A 20,043-nucleotide genomic window follows, 5' to 3' on the forward strand; every position below is an offset into this window, starting at 1 on the left:
CATGCGCAACCCTTCAGCCGTCGCGACAGGCCACGCCGATATCGATCACCGCCCCCTGATCGGATCCCTGCTGTTCCTCGGCCTGTTCCTGTTCTTTGCGATATCGATCGATCCCTTTTACGATCTGACATTACCCTCATCGGCGAGTATCGCAACCGACAAGTCCAGCCGGCTGAACCAGATCCTTTTCATCTTCCTGCCGTTCGGCGCAGTTTTGTGCAGCATGGCGACCTCCATGCGCGGCACCTTCCTGCAGCCTCGCTGGCTGATGCTGACGATCTTTCTCTGGCTGCTGTTCGTTTCCCTTCTATCGAACCACGGCGCCAACAGTTTCAAGGCGCTGGTTCTCACCTCACTTGTCGTCATCGGCGCCAATGCGAGCGTGCTGCTGCCGCGTTCCGAGACACATTTCGCCAAACTGCTGGCGGTCGGAACGCTCGCCAGTATCGGCCTCTGCTATTATGGCATCTTTTCCCTGCCCCACCTGTCCATCCACTCGGCAGCCGAGGTTGCCGAACCCATGCATGCCGGCCTCTGGCGCGGTTATTTCCCGCACAAGAACAACGCCGCCGCCGCCATGGTGCTGTTTGCCTTCTGCGGTATATTTGTCATGCAGGTCTGGTCGAGGCTCGTGGGCGTCGCCATCTTCGCAAGCGCGACCTGGTTCCTGATGCATACCGGTGGCAAAACCGCGTCCGCCATGCTGCCGGCAATTATCCTGCTCTCCTGGCTGTTCGAGAAATTTCGGTTCCTTCGCATCCCGCTTTCGATCGGCGGCGTCGCCGCCTTCAACCTGCTTGCCGTCGGCGCTGCGACCTCACCTGGCCTAAGGGAGTTGGTGACAAGCTTCGGCGTGGATGCCACCTTCACCAACCGTTCCGATATCTGGCAGCTGGCGACCAATGCGATATCGGAATTCCCGATGACGGGTTTCGGCCTGAAGTCCTTCTGGCGCACACAAGAGCTTGTTTACGGCGGTCAGGGGGTCGCTACCTGGGCAGTCACGGCGTCGCATGCACACAACTCCTACGTGGAAATCCTGCTCATCGGTGGGATCCCCGCCCTGTTGCTGTCGCTGATCTGGTTTTTCGCCGTGCCGCTGCGGAGTTTTTCGAAAATCACCGCTCAAGGAAGGATGACCCACAGCGGGCGGCTTTTCCTGCGCATCTGGCTTTACATGATATTCACCACCTGCCTCGAAAGTCTCTTTTACGAAAGCTCTTCCGGCTACATTGTCGGCTGGTTCCTGTTTTGCATGGCGCTCTTTGGTATCCGCTACGAAGCCAATGCCGTTCATATCGAGGAGAGGCCGTCGGGAAGAGGAAGAGGGGGGCATGGCTGACGCATTCAAGGCAATGGAGGGACTGATCGACCGGGTGAGCAATCGGCTTATCTGGAAGATGGCTCCACGGACGCGTACCGTCGCAACCGACGTGCCGATTGTCTCCTTCACCTTCGACGACGTACCGGAGACCGCTTTGACCAATGGCGCGGCCATCCTAGAAAAATACGACGCATCGGGCACGTTCTATATCGCCGGAGGCCTTGAAGGGCGCATCGAGCCGGACCGCAAGCTGATCAGCCGTAGCGGTTGCCTTGAACTCTTCCGGCGCGGCCATGAGATCGGCGGCCATACCTTCACCCACCGCCGAGTCCGCTCCTACGGCAAGTCGCTTTCAGCGGACCTCGAGAGAAATGCCGACTATCTCAGCGATGCCGGCATTACCCGCCCGGCCAGCAATTTTGCCTTTCCCTACAATGCCGCTTGGCCGCTCGCCCGCCGCGAACTTGCCCGGCGTTACCAGACCTGTCGTGGCGCAGGCGAGGCCATCAATCGCGGTCCGGTCGACCCCTTGATGCTGCAGTCGGTAGAGATCCGCCAACCGGAGGACCATGCCCGCGGGCTGACGGCCTGGATAGACGATGCCGTGAAGAACCCGGGATGGCTCATCTTCTTCACCCATGACGTTACCGAAACGCCGACCCCATACGGCTGCACGCCGGCGACGTTCGAGCATCTGGTGGGTTATGCCCGTGAACGCGGCTGCAACATTCTGACCGTCGAGGCGGCGACGCGCGCCCTTGGCTGGGAGACATCCGCCCAATGAACGTCCATGCGACAACCGTGGCGGTGCCCCGCCTCCTGAACATCAACAATTACTTCTATCGGCGCGGCGGTGCCGAAACCGTTTTCTTTGATCATACGGCGCTGTTTGAAGAAATCGGTTGGGATGTCGTGCCTTTCGCCATGCAGCACGAGAAGAACCTCTCCTCTCCCTGGTCCGACTATTTCGTCTCGGAGATCGAATACGGCCGCGAGATCGGGTTGAAGGACAAGGTCCTGCAGGCGACCAAGGTTATCTATTCCTTCGAGGCTCAGCGGAACCTGAAGCGCCTCATCGACAAGGCGCGGCCTGATGTCGCCCATGCCCACAATATCTATCATCACCTTTCCCCGGCGATCTTTTCCACCCTGAAAGATGCAGGCGTCCCGGTGGTGATGACGGCCCATGACCTCAAGCTCGCATGTCCTTCCTACAAGATGCTGCGCGACGGCCGTATCTGCGAAGCCTGCAAAGGCGGTCGGATCCATAACGTCGTGGTCAATCGCTGCGTCAAGGGCTCGCTGCCGCTGAGTGCTGTGGTCTTCGCCGAGAGCCTCCTGCATCGCTCGCTCGGGCTCTACCGCAACAAGGTCGACCGGGTGGTGGTACCGAGCCGCTTCTACCGCGAAAAGCTGATCGAATGGGGCTGGCCGGCCGAAAAGCTCGTTCATGTCCCGAATTTTGTGGACGTCGACCGGTTTTCGACGAAATGGCACGAGAGCGACTATTTCGTTTTCGCCGGGCGCCTGGCTCCGGAAAAAGGCATCTCCACCCTGATCCGCGCCGCGGCTCAAGCCCGGCAGAAACTGATCATAGCGGGAACCGGGCCGGAAGAGGCCGCTCTCAAGGCGCTTGTGCGATCTGCCGGTGCCGAGGTCGTTTTTGCGGGCCATCTGTCGGGAGATATCCTGTTCCGCCTCATCGGCCAGTCTCTCGGGCTCGTCCTGCCGTCGGAATGGTATGAGAATGCACCGATCAGCATTCTGGAAGCCTATGCGCTGGGACGTCCGGTGATTGGAGCCTCGATCGGCGGCATACCGGAAATGATCCGCGAAGGAGAGACCGGACTGAGCGCTGCCCCCGGCTCTGTCGATGACCTGGCGAGGACACTTGACGACCTCGCTAGCCGATCGGTGAAGGAGCGGGCTCAGATGGGGCAAGCCGGCCGCGCCTGGATTTCCGACGAATTCTCCCGCACCGTCTATCGGCAGCGAATGTTTGATCTTTACCAGTCCCTTATCCGCCGCTGAACGCGAAAAACCGCAATCTCGAAAAGGGTCACCGGGTCGAGAAAATTTTTCGTCACTTTGCTCAGGAACCGCACAACTCCTTTAAAATCTTAGCTTTTTTCTTTCCGGTATGAGAAGGTTCCTTGCATAGAACGGGCAGCAGAAAATGAATTTCTGGTGCCCGTAATGAACGAGAAGACCAATCCTCCGAAGATGCGGCATTCGCAGTCCACCCGGACGTATCCGGGGGACATCTCGTCGCTCGAACACATCCCTGCGCAACTGCTGCAGGCGCAGGCTCTTCCGCACAGCGATCAAGCCGGGCACAGCCGGATTGAGCGCGTCGTCCTGAACCAGACACCCCGGCTGTCTCCGGTCTTGCCGGATATCGGCACCGCTCCCGGCATCCGTGTCGACCGGGAACCGGTTCGCCGACGCGTCATGATGCTTGGCCTTCGGGGAATACCGAATGTGCAGGGCGGCATTGAAAAGCATGTCGAAATGCTGAGCCAGGAACTTGCAGCCCGCGGCTGGGATGTCGAGGTCCTCGCGCGCCGCCAATACCTGCCCGAGCCGACCGCCTCCGCCTGGCGCGGGATCCGCGTAACGCCCCTTTGGGCGCCGAAATCAATGCTTCTCGAAACCTTCGTTCACACCCTCGTCGGCGTCGTATACGCTGCCGTTCGCCGCCCTGACATCCTGCATATCCACGCGGTCGGTCCCGGCCTGCTCGCCCCGCTGGCTCGTCTCCTCGGGCTGAAGATCGTGATGACGCACCATGGATACGACTACGACCGCGAGAAGTGGAGTACGACGGCCAAGCGAGCGCTGAAGCTCGGCGAACGGCTTGCCATGTGGTTCGCGAACGCCAGGATCGCCGTGTCGCGCGACGTGACGGAAACCATGAAGAGCCGCTATGGCGCGGAGGTGGCCCACATTCCGAACGGCGTCACGGTGACACCGAGCCTTGTTGGTAAAGCGACGCTAGACCGGTTCGGCCTGCAGCGCCGCCGCTACATCGTCATGGTCGCCCGTTTCGTGCCGGAAAAGCGCCAGACGGATCTGATCGCGGCTTTCGAAAAACTGAAGCAGACCGACTGGAAACTGGTTCTGGTGGGGGGCGCCGACCACAAAGGCATGGCCTATGCCAAGGAAATCGAGGCTGCCGCAGCCCGGGTGCCTGATGTCGTGCTGACGGGTTTCCAGAGCGGTGAAGACTTGGCCGCGCTGTTTTCCCAGGCCGGTCTCTTCGTTCTGCCCTCGCTCCACGAGGGCATGCCGATCTCGCTGCTTGAAGCCATGAGCTACGGCTTGCCTGTCCTCGCAAGCGACATCGTTGCCAACCACGAGGTCGATCTGCCGCCCGAGGACTACTTCCCGCCGGGCGATATAGACGCCCTTGCCAAGGCCCTGGAGCGCAAGATGGCCGAGCCTTTCGGTCAGGAGGGCGCCCTGTCGCGCATCCGCAAGGTGGAACAGACCTATGCATGGCCGTCAATCACCCGAAGCACACTGGCAATCTATCACTCGGTTGCGACGCGGAAGAAGGTGAAGGAGCGGCTGTGAGCGTATCGATCATCATCAAGACTCTGAACGAAGAGAAGCGGATCGCCCGCACGATCGAATTCGCGCTTGCCGGCCTGCCCGGCGGACAAGGCGAGGTGATCGTTGCAGACAGCGGCTCGGCGGATTCCACGATAGAGATCGCATCCCGCTATCCGGTCCGGATCGTCCAGATCCAGAACCCTGCCCGCCCGAGTTGCGGCATCGGCCCGCAACTGGGCTTCCAGTATGCGCGGCACGAGTTCATCTGCTTGCTCGACGGCGACATGGACCTCGATCCCGCGTTTTTGCCGGCCGCTACGGCGTATCTGAGCAACCATCTCAAAACGGGCGGCGTGACCGGCCATGTCGAGGAAATGATGCTCGACAATCTGGAATATACCCGCCGGGTCCAGCGTAACGCCCCGGAAAACCGCGTGGGCGCCATCGACAGGATGAACGGGGGCGGCCTTTATCGTCGCAGCGCGATCGAGAGCATCGGCTATCTGACGGACCGCAACCTGCACGGCTACGAGGAGTTCGACCTCGGCATCCGGCTGCGCAGCGCCGGCTGGGACCTGTATCGGCTCGACCGCCGCTTCGTCCACCATTATGGCCACAGCGTCAATTCCTACCGCCTTCTCGTCCGGCGCTGGCAGACGAAATATCTCTTCGGGGTCGGAGAACTGTTGCGAGCCTCGGCCGGGAAACCCTATTTCCGGCAGATGCTGCAGGAACTGCCGGAGCTGAAGCTTTGGGCGCTGGTCGCGTGTTGGATTCTCCTCTCGCTCGCATTGATGATCGCCGTCCCGAATAAGCTTGCCGGTCTGACGGCGGTGCTGGGCCTCTTCGCATGCGTCGTCGCTCTGATGTCCTGGCGAAAGGGCGGGGTGTCGCTCGGGCTTTACACGGTCGTCGCCTGGCTGTTCCATACGGCAGCGCTGCCTTTCGGCTTTTTCGCCCCGCGTCGAGATCCTCGTGGATGGGTGGAGAGCCGTGAGATCGGAGACATTGATGAAGAGACTGATCCGCGCTCTGGCAACGACACTCGCGCTCACGGCTTCGGCGTCCGCAGCCTGGCCGGCTGACTGGCTTCCGGTCCGCGAGATATCGCTGGCCGTCGAGCCCGGTAGTCCGCTCGATTTTTCGGACCTGCTCCCCAACGGCTCCATCGACCAAAACGACCATCTCGTCGTCGGCACGGACGGCCATCTGGCGAAAGCCGCCAAGCCCGACGTACCGGCCCCCATGTTCTGCGCCTCCCTTGCCTGGAGCCCGGCATCCGGCGGTTTTCCGAACCATCAGGACGCGGATGTCTATGCAAGGCAGCTCGCCATGCGTGGCTACAATATCGCCCGCCTCCATTTCACCGATGCGGCACTGATGTTCGGCCGGCAGAAGGATTTCGATTTCGATCCAGAGGTCCTCGACCGTATCCATTATCTGATGGCCGCGCTGAAGAAGAACGGCATCTACTGGATGGTCGACGGGTTGACCTCATGGCGCGGTGGTTCCGGCGGTTACGACGATCGCTGGGATCCGTCCGAAGGACTCAAGCTGGAGGTGAGTTACGAGGAAAAGGCCTTTGCCCATTGGAAGAGGCTGGCCACCGATTTCCTCACCCGGGTCAATCCCTATACCGGCATTGCGCCGATCCGTGACGAGGCCCTCGGCCTCGTGATCCTGGCCAACGAAAACAGCATAGAATTCGAGACGGTTGTCCATGACAGGATCGGCCGGCCCTACCCGGACAGCCTGCGCCAGCCGTTCAACACCTGGCTGCGCGAGCGCTACGGATCGACCCAGGCGCTTCGGACCGCATGGCCCGACCTTCGGGCGAACGAACGGCTGGAAAATGCCTCCGTACGCCTGCCCACCGATCGTTATGTCGACAGCCCCCGCCTGCGCGACCTGCAGGCCTTCTTCGTCGAAACCGAGCGCGGAACCGCGGCCCGCATGACGGAAGTCCTGCGAGGCCTCGGCTATCGCGGTCTCATCAGCGACTACAATAACTGGCCGACGGTGCAGACGGGCCTGACCCGCCAGAACCTTCAAGCCGTCACCATGAACACCTATCATGATAGCGTAAACAGCTACGAACCCGGCGCGAAGATCGAGAACAAAAGCTCGCTTGCCGATGCCGGCGCATATATGCGCGTCGCGGCTGCAAGCCGCTGGCTCGGCAAGCCTTTCGGCATCACCGAATACGACCACCTGTTCTGGAGCAGATATCGCTATGAAGCCGGGCTTGTGATGCCTGCCTACGCAGCGCTGCAGGGCTGGGATATGCTCTGCCGCCACGGCCATGGGCCGATCGCCCTGCAATATGGCGAACCCTTTCCCCACAAGCGGGCAATGTTGCCTTATGCGATCGCGCTCGATCCGGTAGCCCGCGCCGGCGAAACGCTTGCAGCCCTTCTTTTCCGGCGGGGCGACGTCAAGACCTCGCAGAACAGCATTCCTTTCCTGGTCCGGGGCGAGGAGGATCTGAGCGGCGACATGCAGGCCGCGGAACCAGATGCGCTGACCAAATTGTCGCTCGTCTCCCGCATCGGCCTCAGACAATCCGATGGGCTGCGTGAGCCCCTTGCAATCAACCAGCCGCGCAGCGAGGCGGATGCAGGCAAGCTGCTGGCTGCGTTGAAAGGCGCCGGCCTGCTGCCCAAAAACAGTCGGACCGATCCGTCCGCCGGAATTTTCCAGAGCGATACCGGGGAACTGCTGCTCGACAGCAAAAAACTCCGCCTGACATTGTCTACACCCCGCACGGAAGCCGCCGCTTTCACTACCTTGGAAACCGCTGTCGATCTCGGAACCGTCCGGCTCGAAGGCGGAGACCAAGATGCGCTCTTCGCAGCTTCCGCCATCGATGGAGCCGCCTCGCTCGCGGCAAGCAGACGCATGCTGCTGATCTTCGCCACCGACGCCCGCAACAGCAGCATGCGCTTTCGAGATCCGCAGGAGAAGGTGATCGAGGACTTCGGGACTTTGCCGGTATTGATCCGCAAAGGTGCGCTATCGATCGAGTTCAAGAACCGCGCGGGCCGCTGGCGGCTTTCCCCTATAGGCTTGGATGGCGTGGTGCATCCGCCGCTTCACAGCGGAAACGGACCGCTGCGTTTCGATCTTACGAACGACGCGCCGGCAGGCCCGACGACATTCTTCCTGCTTGAGACGGACTGATCTTGCCGCTTCCCACACCTTTTCAGGATCAAAAACGCACTTTGGAGGTTCTGTCTCCGATCGGAAAAAACATCAGGAGGAAGAACTCATGGCCAATGCCAATTCGAAACACATGGGATCAGGCGCGACTGGCAAAGGCAGCGGAAATGGCGCCATGACGGATATCGACAAGGACATCCTTCCGGAGAACATGGTTCTTTCCAACAGAGACAAGGCACAGCACTCGCGGGAGCGCGGACTGGACAGCAAAACAGTCCAGACCGAGCAATTTCACGACCATGAGGCCAACCATCTGGATGACTAGAAAACGCTGCCTAATCACGTCTGGTTGAGAGGGGCCCAAAACGTGGCCTCTGTCGAAACATTGACCGTTCCTGCCTTGAAAAGGACGGCAAAAAGAGTAGTCTTGAGCCATTGCCAGCCATTGATACGGGCGCTGGCGACTGGAAGACAGAAAGCGCTTTCGCCCCCCGCAGTGGAGGCTGAAAAGATGAATTCGGCAGTCCTCACCAATACGTTCGAACCACGTGAGTTGGCTTTCCTCAAGCGCGTCTTCGACGGTATTTGTGCCGAGCGCGGCTTGACCGGCGAAAGCCTGGCCGCCAACGATCTCGCTGCGCAGATTATTCAACTTTATCAGCAGGGTATCAGGAACGAGAAGGAACTCGAGATTCAGCTCGATGGCGGCGAGATCTCGAAATTCTGACCGGATGCAGCCGTCCTGGCGACGGCCCGTTATCTTTTGGCCATCAAATCCCGCTCGTCGCGCATCAGGAAGATGCGCGTCAGCGGATCGAGATTAGCCCCCAGCCAATCCGCCATTACTATTTCCTCCTCCAGTATCCGCTCAAATACGGCTTTGGCCTCCCTCTCCTCCAGTTCGTCGGCCGCAGCGATCAGCACGCGATAGCTGGCGATTTCCAGATGCTCGAAGGCATAGCTTCCCATCGCTCCCTTGACGATTTCGTCGCTGACCAACATGCCGCCGACCCCTTGGGCCTTGGCTGCCAGCTTGGCCGCCACATCCTTGAGCGTCAGCACCCCGCCTGAACTGGAAAACTGGTCGAGCAGGCTCTTCAGCGCCTGTGCGTGGCCCTCGGTCTCGTGGAGGTGACGGATGATCTGTGCCTTGAGGTCCGGATAGCTTTCTATCCGCCGCGATTGGTCGGTCAGCATGGTGATTGCCTGCTCCTCCATCGCGTGCGCGGAACGAAGCCACACGAGAAAATTGTCTCGGGCATGTGTCATTCGCCTCTCCTCCAAAAGATTGCCCCCAGAAAGTGACGTTTTGGGTCTCTGAACAATCAGGGCTCGGGCAGCGATCCCCGAAAGGACTTCGCGGATCCATCCTGCACGAAGGAAACATGGCGCAGGTTCGCGAATTGTCCAAGGGCATAATTCCACAGCATAGGGGCAAGACCATGACCTAAAAATGCCACGCCGGACGTGTTGCTGCAGCAATCTTCGTCGCCAGCCCGCTGCTTCTGATCGGCTGCCCCCCAATGGCTCGCAGTTTTTTCATGCCGTCGTTTGCGAGGAACAATCTTCATGCGGAACGGTTGTTCAGTGAGTAACAGGGAGTGTAGTAATGACACCTGACCCTCGCGAACCGGGCGACCGTCCGCCAATGCCGGCGCCGATTTGGAATCCGGAACCACCCATCGACGAACCAGAACCCGATCGCCTGCCGGACGAATCTCCACTGCCAAATCCGGACGAAAATCCCAACCCGCCAGTTTATATGCCGCCCGGCAGACTGGCCTGAATCGAGGGAATGGCGCGGCTGGAGCGCCGCAAGGATACTCATGGACATTCGAAGCCATAGCAACCTGAACCATCGGGACATGAAACAGACGCACCACCAGACACCGGTAAAGGCCGGCTTATGGAAGCTACTGGTCGCTGCCGCTCTCATCCTCCTGGGCCTGATCGCCGCCATCGAAATATTTGGCGATGCAGGCACCGAACTTGTCGCGCCCCGTCCGCCGGGAGTTGTAACCACCAAATAAATGGTACAAGACTGCGACAGCCACCGGATTGTTGGAACAAAGGCCAAAAATCCGGCGTTTCTTGTCACCAAATCATCAGGTGGCGCAGGTGGACGTGAAAATACAATCCGATCAAACGACGCGAACCGTTCCCAAGGCGGAGCCGATCATTCGCCCGGGCCGCAATGCATGGGGCAGCGCGCGAGCGAAGAAACTCGCTTTCCTCGTCGACGGAGAGGAGTATTTTCTCCGGCTCGACCAAGTGCTTCGGCAGGCGGAACGCTCAATCTCCATCGTCGGCTGGGACTTCAACCCGGACATTCGTCTGAAAGTCCGAGAAGGAGATGAAGAGACGCTGGGGGAACTGCTTCGCAGACTTGTCGAGGAAAAGCCGGCGCTGCAGGTCCGTATCCTCGTCTGGGGAATGGGCCCGGTCTATTCCAGCAAGAGCCTCAAGATGTTTGGCAGGATGACCTGGAGCGATCATCCGCGCATTCGCGTTCATCTCGATTTCGAGCATCCCTTGCGGGCAAGCCACCACCAGAAGATCGTCGTCATCGACGACAAGACCGCCTTCCTGGGGGGCATCGATCTTACCGCCCGGCGCTGGGACGATCGCAGCCATGCGGCAGACCATCCACTGCGGCAATCGGCCGACGGCACGCCCTATGGACCGGTCCACGACATGCAGACGATCGTCAGCGGCGACACTGCCAGGCTGATCGGCGATGTGGCTCGCCGCCGGTGGAGGAAGACTACACGAGAAGTTCTGGAGCCCCTGGATATTACCGGAGAGGAGCCCTGGCCGGCGGACCTTGAGCCGGCGCTTACCCATTGCAATACCGGCCTTGCACTCACCGAACCCTGGAAATGGAAAGGCCGCCGCGGCCATCGCGAGGCGATCCGGTTGACGCACGACGCGCTAAAAGCCGCCAGGCACCATCTGTACATCGAGACGCAGTACCTCGCCTCCTTTGGCTTGGCGCGAACGCTCGCCAAGCAGCTTCGCAGAGCCGACGGCCCCGAGATTATCGTCGTCGTGACCCGAGAATCCCATGGCTTCCTGGAAAAGCTGATGATGGGGCACAACCGCAACCGACTGATCCGCCGCCTCAAGCGTGCGGACCGTTATGGCCGCCTGCGGGTCTTTTATGCCGTGGTGCCCAACGGCAAGGGGGGCGATCTGGAGGTGATCGTCCACTCCAAGGTCATCATTGTCGATAATTGCTTCGTTCGTGTGGGCTCCTCCAATCTGAACAACCGTTCGGAGGGCCTCGATACCGAGTGTGACCTGGCCATAGAGACCTATGACCCGGCGGGCCAGACGGCCGTCAACGCGCTGCGCAACGACCTTCTTGCCGAACATCTGGATGCGGAGCCGGCAGAAGTGGCGCGCCTCATCGAGGAAACTGGGTCGATGGTGCGTTCTGTCGACCGGCTCAACGTCAAGCCGCGCGGCCTCAGGCCGTTCGACGTCAATCCTGAAAAGGGTGAAACGCAGTCTCTGGTTGGCACCGGAATCATCGATCCCAAACAGCCCTTCTGGCCGATTCCGGAAATCAAAAATGCTCTGCGCCGCCTTTTCCTCCGCCTCTCACACCACCGTCTGCTCTGACAGCCTTCCAGCGCGATGCCGATAATAGGCTTCGGTCACTAGCAAGGTCGGGATCCCGATCCCCAGCGGCACGAAAAAGTAAAGCACCCGGAAGGCGATGAGAGCCCCGATGGAGGCCGTCGAAGGCAGAATGCTCAGCATGGTGGCTTCCAGTACGCCGAGTCCGCCGGGCACATGGCTGATCAGAGCGGCGATGTTGGCTGTGACATAGGTCGTCGCCACGGCAAGATAGCCGGTATCGGTGAAGCTCGCGAGAAGCTGATGAATAGCTGCCGCGACGGAGGCGAAGTTGAGGGTGCCGATGAGAATCTGGCCCAGCGCCAGCTTCAGCGGCGGCGGTTGGAATCTCCATGTTTTCAGATGGAGGGGCCGGTGCACGAAGGCACATACCAGCAGATAGGCGGACGGAAGCGCCAGACACAACATCCCGACGGCTCCTTTCACCCATCCATCCAGCCGGAACAGGTCCGTTTCCGGGGGCTGCAGCAGAAGTGCCAGGCCGGCAAGGGTGGCGAGCCCGAGCCCCACGGTGATACCGCAGAAGATGATGACCTTCGCCACATCTTCGGCGGTCAACCCCCAGCGCGAATAGAACCGATAGCGCACCGCGCCGCTGCTCAGGGCCGCCAGCCCGACATTGTGCCCGATGGACAGAGCAGTGAAGGAGGCGAGCGCAGTCTGCCGATATAAAAGCCTGCGGCCCGTGTAGGCGACAGCGAGCGTATCGAAGCCGGTAAGGCACAAATAGGAGAGGATGACGAAGAAAAAGGCGCTCATCAGTCGGATGCCGATAATCGCCTGAAGCGACTCCTCGATCTCGTCGAGAGTGTAGCGACCAAGGCTTCGGTAAAGCAGGAAGACCGCCACGCAGATTGCTGCACCGATTAAGAGCTTCAGCAGATGGCGTTTCGCAGGCATAAATCCTCCCGTTGCGGTTCTCCGACATCGGGAACGAAAACTTAGGTAAAGGTGTTCCCAGCGCTATGAACGATCGAACAACTCCTTCACCTTCCCGCAGGCGTCGCCTAAAAATCCTCAGTTACAACGTTCACAGCTGCATCGGCACCGACCGCAGGCTTGATCCGGCGCGGATCGCGGAGGTCATTGCTGCGGCAGAGCCGGATATCATCGGACTGCAGGAGCTGGATGTCGGCCGCGTTCGCACCGGCGGTGTCGACCAGGCCCACGCGATCGCTTCCCTGCTGCAGATGGAGTACCACTTCCATGCCGCCCTCAGCGTCGCGGAAGAGCGGTATGGCGACGCCATCCTGACAGCCCTGCCGGCAACAACGATAAAGGGCGCCGGCCTTCCATCGATCGGCGAGCAACGCGGCGCAGTCTGGGTCGAAATTGCGCTGGGCGATCACCGCCTGCAGGTCTTCAACACCCATCTCGGCCTGCGCGGACGCGAACGCATCCGGCAGATCAACACCCTTTTGGGGCCCTCATGGCTCGGCAACTCGGCCTGCCATAACAGGCCGGTGATCCTGATGGGAGATTTCAATGCAATACCGTCCACCGCCACCTATAAGGCTGCAGCGCGCCGCCTGGCGGATGTGCAGGTTGGATCCGGGGCGAAACCTAAGGCTACATTCCCGTCGCGCTATCCGCTGTTGAGGATCGATCACATATTCGTCTCCCAGGAGGTCAAGCCCGTGGAGACGCAGGTTATCTCGGCGCCGCTTGCCCGCCGCGCCTCCGATCACCTGCCTCTGCTGACGACGGTCGAGATATGACCCTCAATGGATCATCCGCGTCAGCCGCCGGGCATCCTTCAAGAGGCGCACGACGTCCTGATCGGTGGTTTCGGTGAAATCCTGGTAATAGCGCCTGACCGCATCGAGATGTTCCGGGGTCGACAGGCAGATGATCTCGTCGACCTCATCGCGCAAGATTTCCAGAAAAGCCCGCGGGGCAACCGGCACGGCGACCCGGATGGAACGCACGCCCATCTCTTTCAGCGCATGGATGCCGGCTCGGATGGAGCCTCCGTTGGCAATGCCGTCATCGACCAGAATGACGTCTTGACCCGCATGGTCGTGATCCTCCGGTTCGTCTTCGCCGAAATAGATCCGATGACGACGCTCGATTTCGGCGAGCTGATGGTCTTTTTCGCTCACCAGATAACCCGGTGGGATCTGGAAATGCCGGGCTGCCTCCTCGTTGACCACGACATAAGGTTCCTTGCCGTCCACCACGGCGCCTATGCCGTATTCGGGATGACCGGGAGCTGCGATCCTGCGGACGATCAGGAGATCGAGGGGTGCTCCGAGCCTTTGAGCGATCTCGAAGGCCACGGGCACGCCGCCGCGGGGCAGTGCCATGACGACGGGAGCGCGTAGCGGCATCCCCTTCATCGCTTCCGCTAGCTGCCTGCCGGCATCCTCGCGATCGGAAAAAGTTGCGCCTGAACCGAACATGTTATCCTCCCACCACATGTGGCGCGGCCACCAGCCGCGCCGTCGCTTCCTCCAACCCTATGTCATCATAACACCGGGCGGCGTCGGACAACACCGGGATTGTCGTTCGGTTCCATTCACTGAAAGTCAGGAGCCGCTACCCTTGTGGTGTTCGCTTTCCTGGTTGCGGCCGCGGATAATGGCAGGATCATCCTTCATCGAAACATCCGCCGCCCGCATGTCCAGATTGTCACCTTTTCGAAAGGCCTCGCGGGCTGCGTCACTGCGATTCAGGTCTGCCTTGGGATCGAAATCCTTGCCCGCATTCGCGGTATTGACGCCCTTTTGAAGGATATCCCGCTGCTGCTGGTGGGTCTTGTTGCCTTGCATGGTCGGTTCCTCCTGACCTCGCTATTTGTTGGCGCGACCGCGCTGATTGGGGTCGACGCCGCCGAAACGGTTGGTGTCGTTGCCGACATCGCCCTCGTCGGTGTTTTCCCCGATGATTTCGTCATTGCCGTCGAAACGGTTCAGCCCTTTCGACTGGCCGATACCGGGGTCGGCTTTGAGATCGGCGTCACTTGGCCGAACGGTCTTGAAGTGCTTGGACATATCGTGCTCCTTTCGGGCAATCAGCCGCAGCATTTGAGCTGCAGACCGTCAGTGCTTCGTGCGAGAGACAAACTTGTTGAAACGGCTGGTTTTGCCCGCTTCCGTTTCTTCCTGGTAGAGGAAGGCGAGCTTGTTCTCGTCGAAGATCGAGAAGAAATCGTCCCATGCGATTTCCTCCAGGGACTCTTCCGGCTTACCGAAATCGACACGCAGGATACCGCCCTCCTCGGCGCCTTTCACGCGGGCCGGGTGACCGCCGCGTTCCTCGATCCACTGCCGGATTTCCTTGTGGCTGGTGGTTTCTACGGCTTTGCTCATAGTGTTCTTCTCCCTGTCTTCTCAGTGCAAAACCGATGCCCTTGAGGATTGTTCCGCGCAAAGGGCGATTGAAAAATCGGCGGAACAAAACTCACGATTACGTGTTCATGGCCTGTCGGGCGCCGAACCTCCACGCGGCCGACAGCGTCATAAGTACCCTCCCCACTTGGCGCCTCCCCCGCGGGAGGCGCCTCTTTCTTTCGGGGGTTCGGCTTTCAGGGTTCGGGCGATCAACGCCCATCGAGCGTGGCGCGCTAACGGCGCGTCAGCGCCACGACATAGCGGGTGGGTTCGGTTCCGGGGTTAAAGAAGGAGCAATCGGCCGGCGATCCGAGAAGCAGGCAATCACCCTCCGAGAGATGATGCAGCACTGCCCCTTCCTGGAAATCGAGCTTTCCGGAAAGAACCCAGATCTGCTGATGCTGGAAGGCGAAGGCCGATGCCGGGTAAGGCACTCGTACATGGGGAGGCAAGAACACTTCGATCAGCTCAAGCATCGAGTTCGGCGGCGAAACTGCCCGGCGCGTATAACCCGTCTCGGGATCGGTCCAGACCGGCTGCTCGCGATGCGGAGCCATCCGCTCCCGTTCCCTTTCCGCGAGCGCCAGCAACACCGAAAGCGGCAAGCCGAAGGCGCCGGAAAGCCGGCCAAGCACCGTGGCGGTCGGACTTGCCTCACTGCGTTCGATCTTGCTGATCATCGCTTTGGAGACCCCGGAACGCTCCGCCAGCTCGGCCAATGACCAGGCGCGGGCCTCCCGCTCCATTTTCAATCTTTTCGCGATCGCTTGAACCGGATCCTGTTCCATCTTCCGTTCCGCTTGCCTTCTCAGGCTCGTCTTCTATAGTAGACGAGATAATCCTATAAGAGACGCACAGGGACTGCAACGACATAAGGGGAACTTCGTGGCGCGCGAAATTCGGTTCAATGCTTTCGATATGAATTGCGTCGGGCATATCCAGCAAGGGCTTTGGGCGCATCCTGGCGATCAGTCGCATCGATATACGCAGCTTCGCTACTGGACGGATTATGCAAAGAGGCTCGAGGCCGGCTTGTTCGAAGGCATCTTCCTCGCGGATGTCGTTGGGGTCAACGACGTCTACGGCGGCAGCGGCGCGGCCGCTCTCAAAGGCGCCGTTCAGGTGCCGGTCAACGATCCGATGCTGCTGGTGCCGGCGATGGCGGCAGTCACCGATCATCTTTGCTTCGGCATTACCGCCAATCTGACCTACGAACCGCCTTTCCTTTTCGCAAGGCGCATGTCGACGCTGGATCATCTGACCGGCGGCCGCATCGGCTGGAACATCGTCACCGGCTATCTCGACAGCGCAGCACGCGCGATCGGCCTCGACACGCAGGCCGCACATGACGATCGCTATGACCTCGCGGATGAATATATGGAGGTGATGTACAAGCTGCTGGAGGGCAGTTGGGAGGATGATGCGGTAGTGTTCGATCCGCTGGACCACGTCTATGCCGACCCGGCCAAGGTCCACAAGGTTCACCACCATGGCAAGCAGTACCGTATCGACGCGCTGCACCTTTGCGAGCCTTCGCCGCAACGCACGCCCGTTCTCTATCAGGCCGGTTCCTCGATCCGCGGCCGGCAATTTGCAGCCACCCATGCCGAATGCGTCTTCGTCAACGGCCAGAAGATCGAGGGGATTAAAGGCATCGTCGACGACATCCGTGCCCGCGCCATGGAATACGGACGCAAGGCCGAGGACGTGAAGGTTTTCATGGGCGCGACAATCGTCACCGGCAGGACGGAAAAGGAAGCCCGCGAAAAATTCGAGGATTATCGGGCTTATGTCAGCTCGGAGGGCGCACTCGTCCATGCCGCGGGCTCGCTCGGCATCGACTTTTCGAAATACGACCTTGATGAGCCGATCGAGACGGGCAAGAGTTCCGCGATCGTCTCCAATGTGGAAGCGATGACCCGGACTGCCGGGCCGCAATGGACCAAGCGCAAGCTGCTGGAACAGATGGTGCTCGGCAGCCGGCAGACCCCGATGATCGGTTCGGCCGAACAGATCGCCGACAATCTCGCCGACTGGATGAGCCAGTCCGGCGTCGACGGCTTCAATCTGTCGCGCACCGTCGTCCCGGAGTGCTTTGACGATATCATCGAACTGGTGATCCCGATCCTGCAGGAACGCGGACTCTACAAGACCAGCTATCGCGAAGGCACATTTCGTGAAAAGCTATTCGGATCGCCACGGCTGCCCGACAGGCACGTCGCCGCTAGATATCGAACGACTGGATGAGATGAGTACGGCCACGTCTCCTGGACCGCAGCTACAAGGCCGCTGGGGCATGCTGGCAGTTCTCTGCCTTGCCGTGGTGCTCTCCTTCTCCACCTGGTTTTCGGCAAACGCCATCGCACCGGAACTGAGACGCGCCTGGTCGCTGTCGGAAGGTGCTGCCGCATGGCTTACAAACGGCGTCCAGATCGGGTTCGTCATCGGCGCCCTCTCGGCGAGTTTCTTCAACCTGCCGGACCTCATCCGCATGAACCGGCTGATGGCCGCATCCGCCCTTCTCGCGGCGCTCTCCAACGCTGCCGTGCTTCTGGAACCAGGCCCTGCAGGCGCAGTCTTCTGCAGGATAGTGACCGGCTTTGCGCTCGCCGGCGTCTATCCGCCAGCGCTGAAGCTGGTGGCGACCTGGTTCGTCTCGGGCCGCGGCCTGGCGCTTGCCGGTGTCATCGGAGCGATCACCGCTGGATCTTCCCTGCCGCATCTCTTCCGCGGTGTGTCTTCGGCCGTCGATTGGCAGAATGTCGTAGTTCTTTCGAGCAGCGCCACGCTGGTCGGTGCAGCCGTTTTTCTCTTCTTCACCCGAGAAGGCCCCTATCCCTTCGGCAAGGCGCTGTTCGATCCGCGCCAGATCGGCCGGGTGTTGAAGGACCGCAACCTGCTTCTGGTGAACGGCGGCTATCTTGGGCATATGTGGGAACTTTATGCGATGTGGGCCTGGCTTCTCGCCTATCTGACAGCAGCATTCGGCAACGGCGGCAGCGGGATCAACAGCGAAGCCTCACTACTGACTTTTGCAGCCGTAGCCTCAGGCGTCGTAGGCTGCTTCGCCGGAGGAGCGCTTTCCGACCGTTTCGGCCGCACCGCAACGACGGCGGGAATGATGATCGTCTCCGGCTCCTGCGCGCTCCTGATCGGCCTCGTCTTCGACGGCCCCTTCTGGCTGCTGACGCTGGTGGTTGTCATCTGGGGCATCTCGATCATCGGAGATTCCGCGCAGTTTTCGACCGCGGTCACCGAGCTTGCCGACCGCAGCTACATTGGTACCGCGCTGTCGCTGCAGATGGGTATGGGTTTTGCACTTACGATCTTCATGATCTGGCTGATGCCGCATGTGGCGGACTTTTTTGGCGGCTGGCGGTGGGCCTTTGTCGTCCTTGCGGTCGGACCGATATTCGGCACGGTCTCGATGCTGGTCTTGCGGCGCAGACCCGACTCCCTGCGGCTCGCCGGCGGAAGGCGCTGATCAGGCGCCGCGGGTCGGTATGCGACGCTCTAGAAGATGAAACCCTCCAACGAGAGCGCCCGTCAGACAAAGATAAATCAGCGCAAGCAAAAGCAACGGCTCATAGGTGAGAAAGGTATCCTGCCGAACTTTCGATATCACCGCATAAACGTCGACCACGGTGATGGTTGCAACGAGTGGCGTCGACTTGAGTTGCAGGACCGTTTCCCCCGCAAGCGTCGGCAGCGCCCGGTGGATCGCACGCGGCAGCCAGATGCGACGAAACACCGTCCACCGGCTCATGCCGAAGGCCCGCGCGGCCTCCAGTTCTCCGCGCGGCACACCGGCAAAGGCACCCCGCATCACTTCGCCCTCATAGGCCGCGAACGACAGCATCAGCGCGGTGAAGCCGTAAGGCCAGGCCTGTCGCAGATAAGGCCAAAGGAAAGACGAGCGGATTTCCGGATATTGCGCAAAGAGCGAACCGAGGCCGTAATAGAGGAGCCAGAGCTGCAGCAGCAGCGGCGTGCCGCGGATGATCGTACAAAAGCCTTTGGCAAGCCAGGCAAGCGGACGCGGTCCCGTCACCTGCACCAGTCCGATCGGCAGCGCCAGCAGGAAACCGATGACGGAGGTCCAGAACAGCATGACCAACGTCTGCCAGACGCCGTACACCAGCCGTGGCCCGTATTTCGGCAGCCAGTCCCAGCGCAGAAGCCAGGCGGCGCAGAGGACGATCATCAGGAATACCGCCGCCAGGAACAGCCGGTGCGGCTCGAGCAGGCTGCGCGCCTTTGGCGGAATGTAAATCGGCAGAATAGACGTTTCTTCACTCATGCCGTCAGACCGTGCGCGGCATGCCGCGCCGCGCATGCCTTTCGATGAAGCCGATGATGATGTTCGAAAAGAGCGTCACCAGGAGATAGAGGACGCCAGCCGCAAGGTAGAAGGTCATATAGGCTTTGGTAGAACCGGCGGCCTGCCGGGTAACCAGCGTCAGTTCGCTGAAGCCGACGACCGCCAGCAGCGCAGTATCCTTGGTAGCGATCATCCAGAGATTGGAAAGGCCTGGAATGGCGTAAGGCAGCATGGCGGGCAGCGTGACGCGCCGGAGCGCCTGGAACGGCGACATGCCATAGGCGCACGCCGCCTCGATCTGGCCTGACGGCACAGCCTTGATCGCGCCACGCAGCACCTCGGTCGAATAGGCGCCCTGCACGACGCCGATGACGAAGATGCCGGCCGCAAGCCCGCTGATATCCACCGCCGGCAGGCCGATCAACAGAAAGAGCTGGTTCACGGCATCCGTCCCCGCATAATAGAGCAGCAGGATCAGCACCAGTTCCGGCACGGCGCGGGTGAGGGTCGTGTAGATTTCGAGCAGATCACGCAGGATCGGCCCGCCATAAAGCTTGCCGAAAGCGCCGCCGACCCCGATGACGAGGCCGAGCAGATAGCCGCCTGCGGCAAGTTCAAGAGAGGCCAGCAGCCCGCCGAGAAGGACGCCGCCCCAGCCGGGCGGCGAGAGAGCGAGGATGTCGAGGTTGAACGGCATGGGCCGTCGCTAC

General features: G+C 60.6%; 23 protein-coding genes. 13 read left to right on the forward strand and 10 right to left on the reverse strand.

Annotated elements, in window-relative coordinates:
- Position 1: 1 nt before the first annotated feature.
- The 8 genes from EDE09_RS06700 (at position 2) to EDE09_RS06735 (ending at position 8,765) form a co-directional block, all read left to right on the forward strand.
- Positions 2-1,342, forward strand: coding sequence for an O-antigen ligase (locus EDE09_RS06700; RefSeq protein ID WP_132409433.1), 1,341 nt, complete (start codon positions 2-4; stop codon positions 1,340-1,342).
- Positions 1,335-2,108, forward strand: a complete 774-nt coding sequence (locus EDE09_RS06705; protein ID WP_132409435.1) for a polysaccharide deacetylase family protein — start codon at positions 1,335-1,337, stop codon at positions 2,106-2,108. The genes EDE09_RS06700 and EDE09_RS06705 overlap by 8 nt, the downstream gene beginning before the upstream one ends.
- Before the next feature lie 17 nt (positions 2,109-2,125).
- Positions 2,126-3,355: a glycosyltransferase family 4 protein gene (locus EDE09_RS06710; RefSeq protein WP_132409662.1), complete on the forward strand. Its 1,230-nt coding sequence runs from the start codon at positions 2,126-2,128 to the stop codon at positions 3,353-3,355.
- Positions 3,356-3,520: 165 nt separating this feature from the next.
- Entirely contained in the window at positions 3,521-4,900 is a 1,380-nt protein-coding gene (locus EDE09_RS06715; protein ID WP_245505080.1) for a glycosyltransferase family 4 protein, read from the forward strand.
- Positions 4,897-5,964: a glycosyltransferase gene (locus EDE09_RS06720; RefSeq protein ID WP_132409437.1), complete on the forward strand. Its 1,068-nt coding sequence runs from the start codon at positions 4,897-4,899 to the stop codon at positions 5,962-5,964. Before EDE09_RS06715 ends, EDE09_RS06720 begins: the two co-directional genes overlap by 4 nt.
- Complete coding sequence (locus EDE09_RS06725) at positions 5,891-8,059, forward strand: glycoside hydrolase (protein WP_105371436.1); 2,169 nt, start codon at positions 5,891-5,893, stop codon at positions 8,057-8,059. The genes EDE09_RS06720 and EDE09_RS06725 overlap by 74 nt, the downstream gene beginning before the upstream one ends.
- A gap of 88 nt (positions 8,060-8,147) precedes the next feature.
- Positions 8,148-8,363 carry a hypothetical protein gene (locus tag EDE09_RS06730; RefSeq protein WP_105371435.1) on the forward strand — a complete coding sequence of 72 codons (216 nt, stop codon included), beginning with the start codon at positions 8,148-8,150 and terminating at the stop codon, positions 8,361-8,363.
- A gap of 186 nt (positions 8,364-8,549) precedes the next feature.
- Positions 8,550-8,765 (forward strand): hypothetical protein, encoded by a 216-nt coding sequence (locus EDE09_RS06735; RefSeq protein WP_112823758.1) that lies wholly within the window; start codon positions 8,550-8,552, stop codon positions 8,763-8,765.
- A 29-nt stretch (positions 8,766-8,794) separates the two neighbouring features.
- Here EDE09_RS06735 and EDE09_RS06740 read toward each other — a convergent pair whose 3' ends face one another.
- Both EDE09_RS06740 and EDE09_RS28100 read right to left on the reverse strand, forming a co-directional pair.
- Complete coding sequence (locus EDE09_RS06740; protein ID WP_105371433.1) at positions 8,795-9,307, reverse strand: DUF892 family protein; 513 nt, start codon at positions 9,305-9,307, stop codon at positions 8,795-8,797.
- A gap of 56 nt (positions 9,308-9,363) precedes the next feature.
- Entirely contained in the window at positions 9,364-9,762 is a 399-nt protein-coding gene (locus EDE09_RS28100) for a hypothetical protein (RefSeq protein WP_165924123.1), read from the reverse strand.
- Between the two features lie 102 nt (positions 9,763-9,864).
- On the opposite strand from EDE09_RS28100, the gene EDE09_RS06745 reads away from it, so the two are divergent.
- Together EDE09_RS06745 and EDE09_RS06750 are read left to right on the forward strand one after the other, a co-directional pair.
- Positions 9,865-10,068: a hypothetical protein gene (locus EDE09_RS06745; RefSeq protein ID WP_132409439.1), complete on the forward strand. Its 204-nt coding sequence runs from the start codon at positions 9,865-9,867 to the stop codon at positions 10,066-10,068.
- An 88-nt stretch (positions 10,069-10,156) separates the two neighbouring features.
- The gene (locus tag EDE09_RS06750; RefSeq protein WP_105371576.1) at positions 10,157-11,662 is read left to right on the forward strand and encodes a phospholipase D-like domain-containing protein; all 1,506 of its coding nucleotides are present in this window, start codon (positions 10,157-10,159) and stop codon (positions 11,660-11,662) included.
- On the opposite strand, the gene EDE09_RS06755 is transcribed toward EDE09_RS06750, so the two are convergent.
- On the reverse strand, positions 11,642-12,580 hold the full coding sequence (locus EDE09_RS06755; RefSeq protein ID WP_105371431.1) for a UPF0104 family protein: 939 nt from the start codon (positions 12,578-12,580) through the stop codon (positions 11,642-11,644). The two genes, EDE09_RS06750 and EDE09_RS06755, sit on opposite strands and share 21 nt — an antisense overlap.
- 65 nt (positions 12,581-12,645) lie before the next feature.
- On the opposite strand from EDE09_RS06755, the gene EDE09_RS06760 reads away from it, so the two are divergent.
- Entirely contained in the window at positions 12,646-13,398 is a 753-nt protein-coding gene (locus tag EDE09_RS06760; protein WP_105371430.1) for an endonuclease/exonuclease/phosphatase family protein, read from the forward strand.
- A 3-nt stretch (positions 13,399-13,401) separates the two neighbouring features.
- Here EDE09_RS06760 and EDE09_RS06765 read toward each other — a convergent pair whose 3' ends face one another.
- The 5 genes from EDE09_RS06765 to EDE09_RS06785 all read right to left on the reverse strand — a co-directional run bounded on the left by EDE09_RS06765 (position 13,402) and on the right by EDE09_RS06785 (position 15,800).
- Positions 13,402-14,082 (reverse strand): phosphoribosyltransferase family protein, encoded by a 681-nt coding sequence (locus EDE09_RS06765; RefSeq protein WP_105371429.1) that lies wholly within the window; start codon positions 14,080-14,082, stop codon positions 13,402-13,404.
- Positions 14,083-14,208: 126 nt separating this feature from the next.
- A complete protein-coding gene (locus tag EDE09_RS06770) occupies positions 14,209-14,451 on the reverse strand; it encodes a hypothetical protein (protein ID WP_105371428.1) in 243 nt (80 codons plus the stop codon).
- Positions 14,452-14,472: 21 nt separating this feature from the next.
- Positions 14,473-14,673 carry a hypothetical protein gene (locus EDE09_RS06775; RefSeq protein ID WP_105371575.1) on the reverse strand — a complete coding sequence of 67 codons (201 nt, stop codon included), beginning with the start codon at positions 14,671-14,673 and terminating at the stop codon, positions 14,473-14,475.
- A 48-nt stretch (positions 14,674-14,721) separates the two neighbouring features.
- Positions 14,722-14,991 (reverse strand): hypothetical protein, encoded by a 270-nt coding sequence (locus EDE09_RS06780; protein ID WP_112799329.1) that lies wholly within the window; start codon positions 14,989-14,991, stop codon positions 14,722-14,724.
- A gap of 254 nt (positions 14,992-15,245) precedes the next feature.
- Positions 15,246-15,800, reverse strand: coding sequence for an XRE family transcriptional regulator (locus EDE09_RS06785; RefSeq protein ID WP_105371426.1), 555 nt, complete (start codon positions 15,798-15,800; stop codon positions 15,246-15,248).
- Positions 15,801-15,897: 97 nt separating this feature from the next.
- Between EDE09_RS06785 and EDE09_RS06790 the strand changes: the two genes are divergently transcribed.
- Both EDE09_RS06790 and EDE09_RS06795 read left to right on the forward strand, forming a co-directional pair.
- Positions 15,898-17,259, forward strand: coding sequence for an LLM class flavin-dependent oxidoreductase (locus EDE09_RS06790; protein ID WP_105371425.1), 1,362 nt, complete (start codon positions 15,898-15,900; stop codon positions 17,257-17,259).
- Between the two features lies 1 nt (position 17,260).
- Positions 17,261-18,496 carry an MFS transporter gene (locus EDE09_RS06795; protein WP_132409441.1) on the forward strand — a complete coding sequence of 412 codons (1,236 nt, stop codon included), beginning with the start codon at positions 17,261-17,263 and terminating at the stop codon, positions 18,494-18,496.
- Here EDE09_RS06795 and EDE09_RS06800 read toward each other — a convergent pair whose 3' ends face one another.
- Together EDE09_RS06800 and EDE09_RS06805 are read right to left on the reverse strand one after the other, a co-directional pair.
- Positions 18,497-19,312: an ABC transporter permease subunit gene (locus EDE09_RS06800; protein ID WP_105371574.1), complete on the reverse strand. Its 816-nt coding sequence runs from the start codon at positions 19,310-19,312 to the stop codon at positions 18,497-18,499.
- A 4-nt stretch (positions 19,313-19,316) separates the two neighbouring features.
- On the reverse strand, positions 19,317-20,030 hold the full coding sequence (locus tag EDE09_RS06805) for an ABC transporter permease (RefSeq protein WP_105371423.1): 714 nt from the start codon (positions 20,028-20,030) through the stop codon (positions 19,317-19,319).
- Between the last annotated feature and the right edge of the window lie 13 nt (positions 20,031-20,043).

It is taken from the genome of Neorhizobium sp. S3-V5DH (genome assembly GCF_004343065.1).
GTDB lineage: Bacteria > Pseudomonadota > Alphaproteobacteria > Rhizobiales > Rhizobiaceae > Neorhizobium > Neorhizobium huautlense.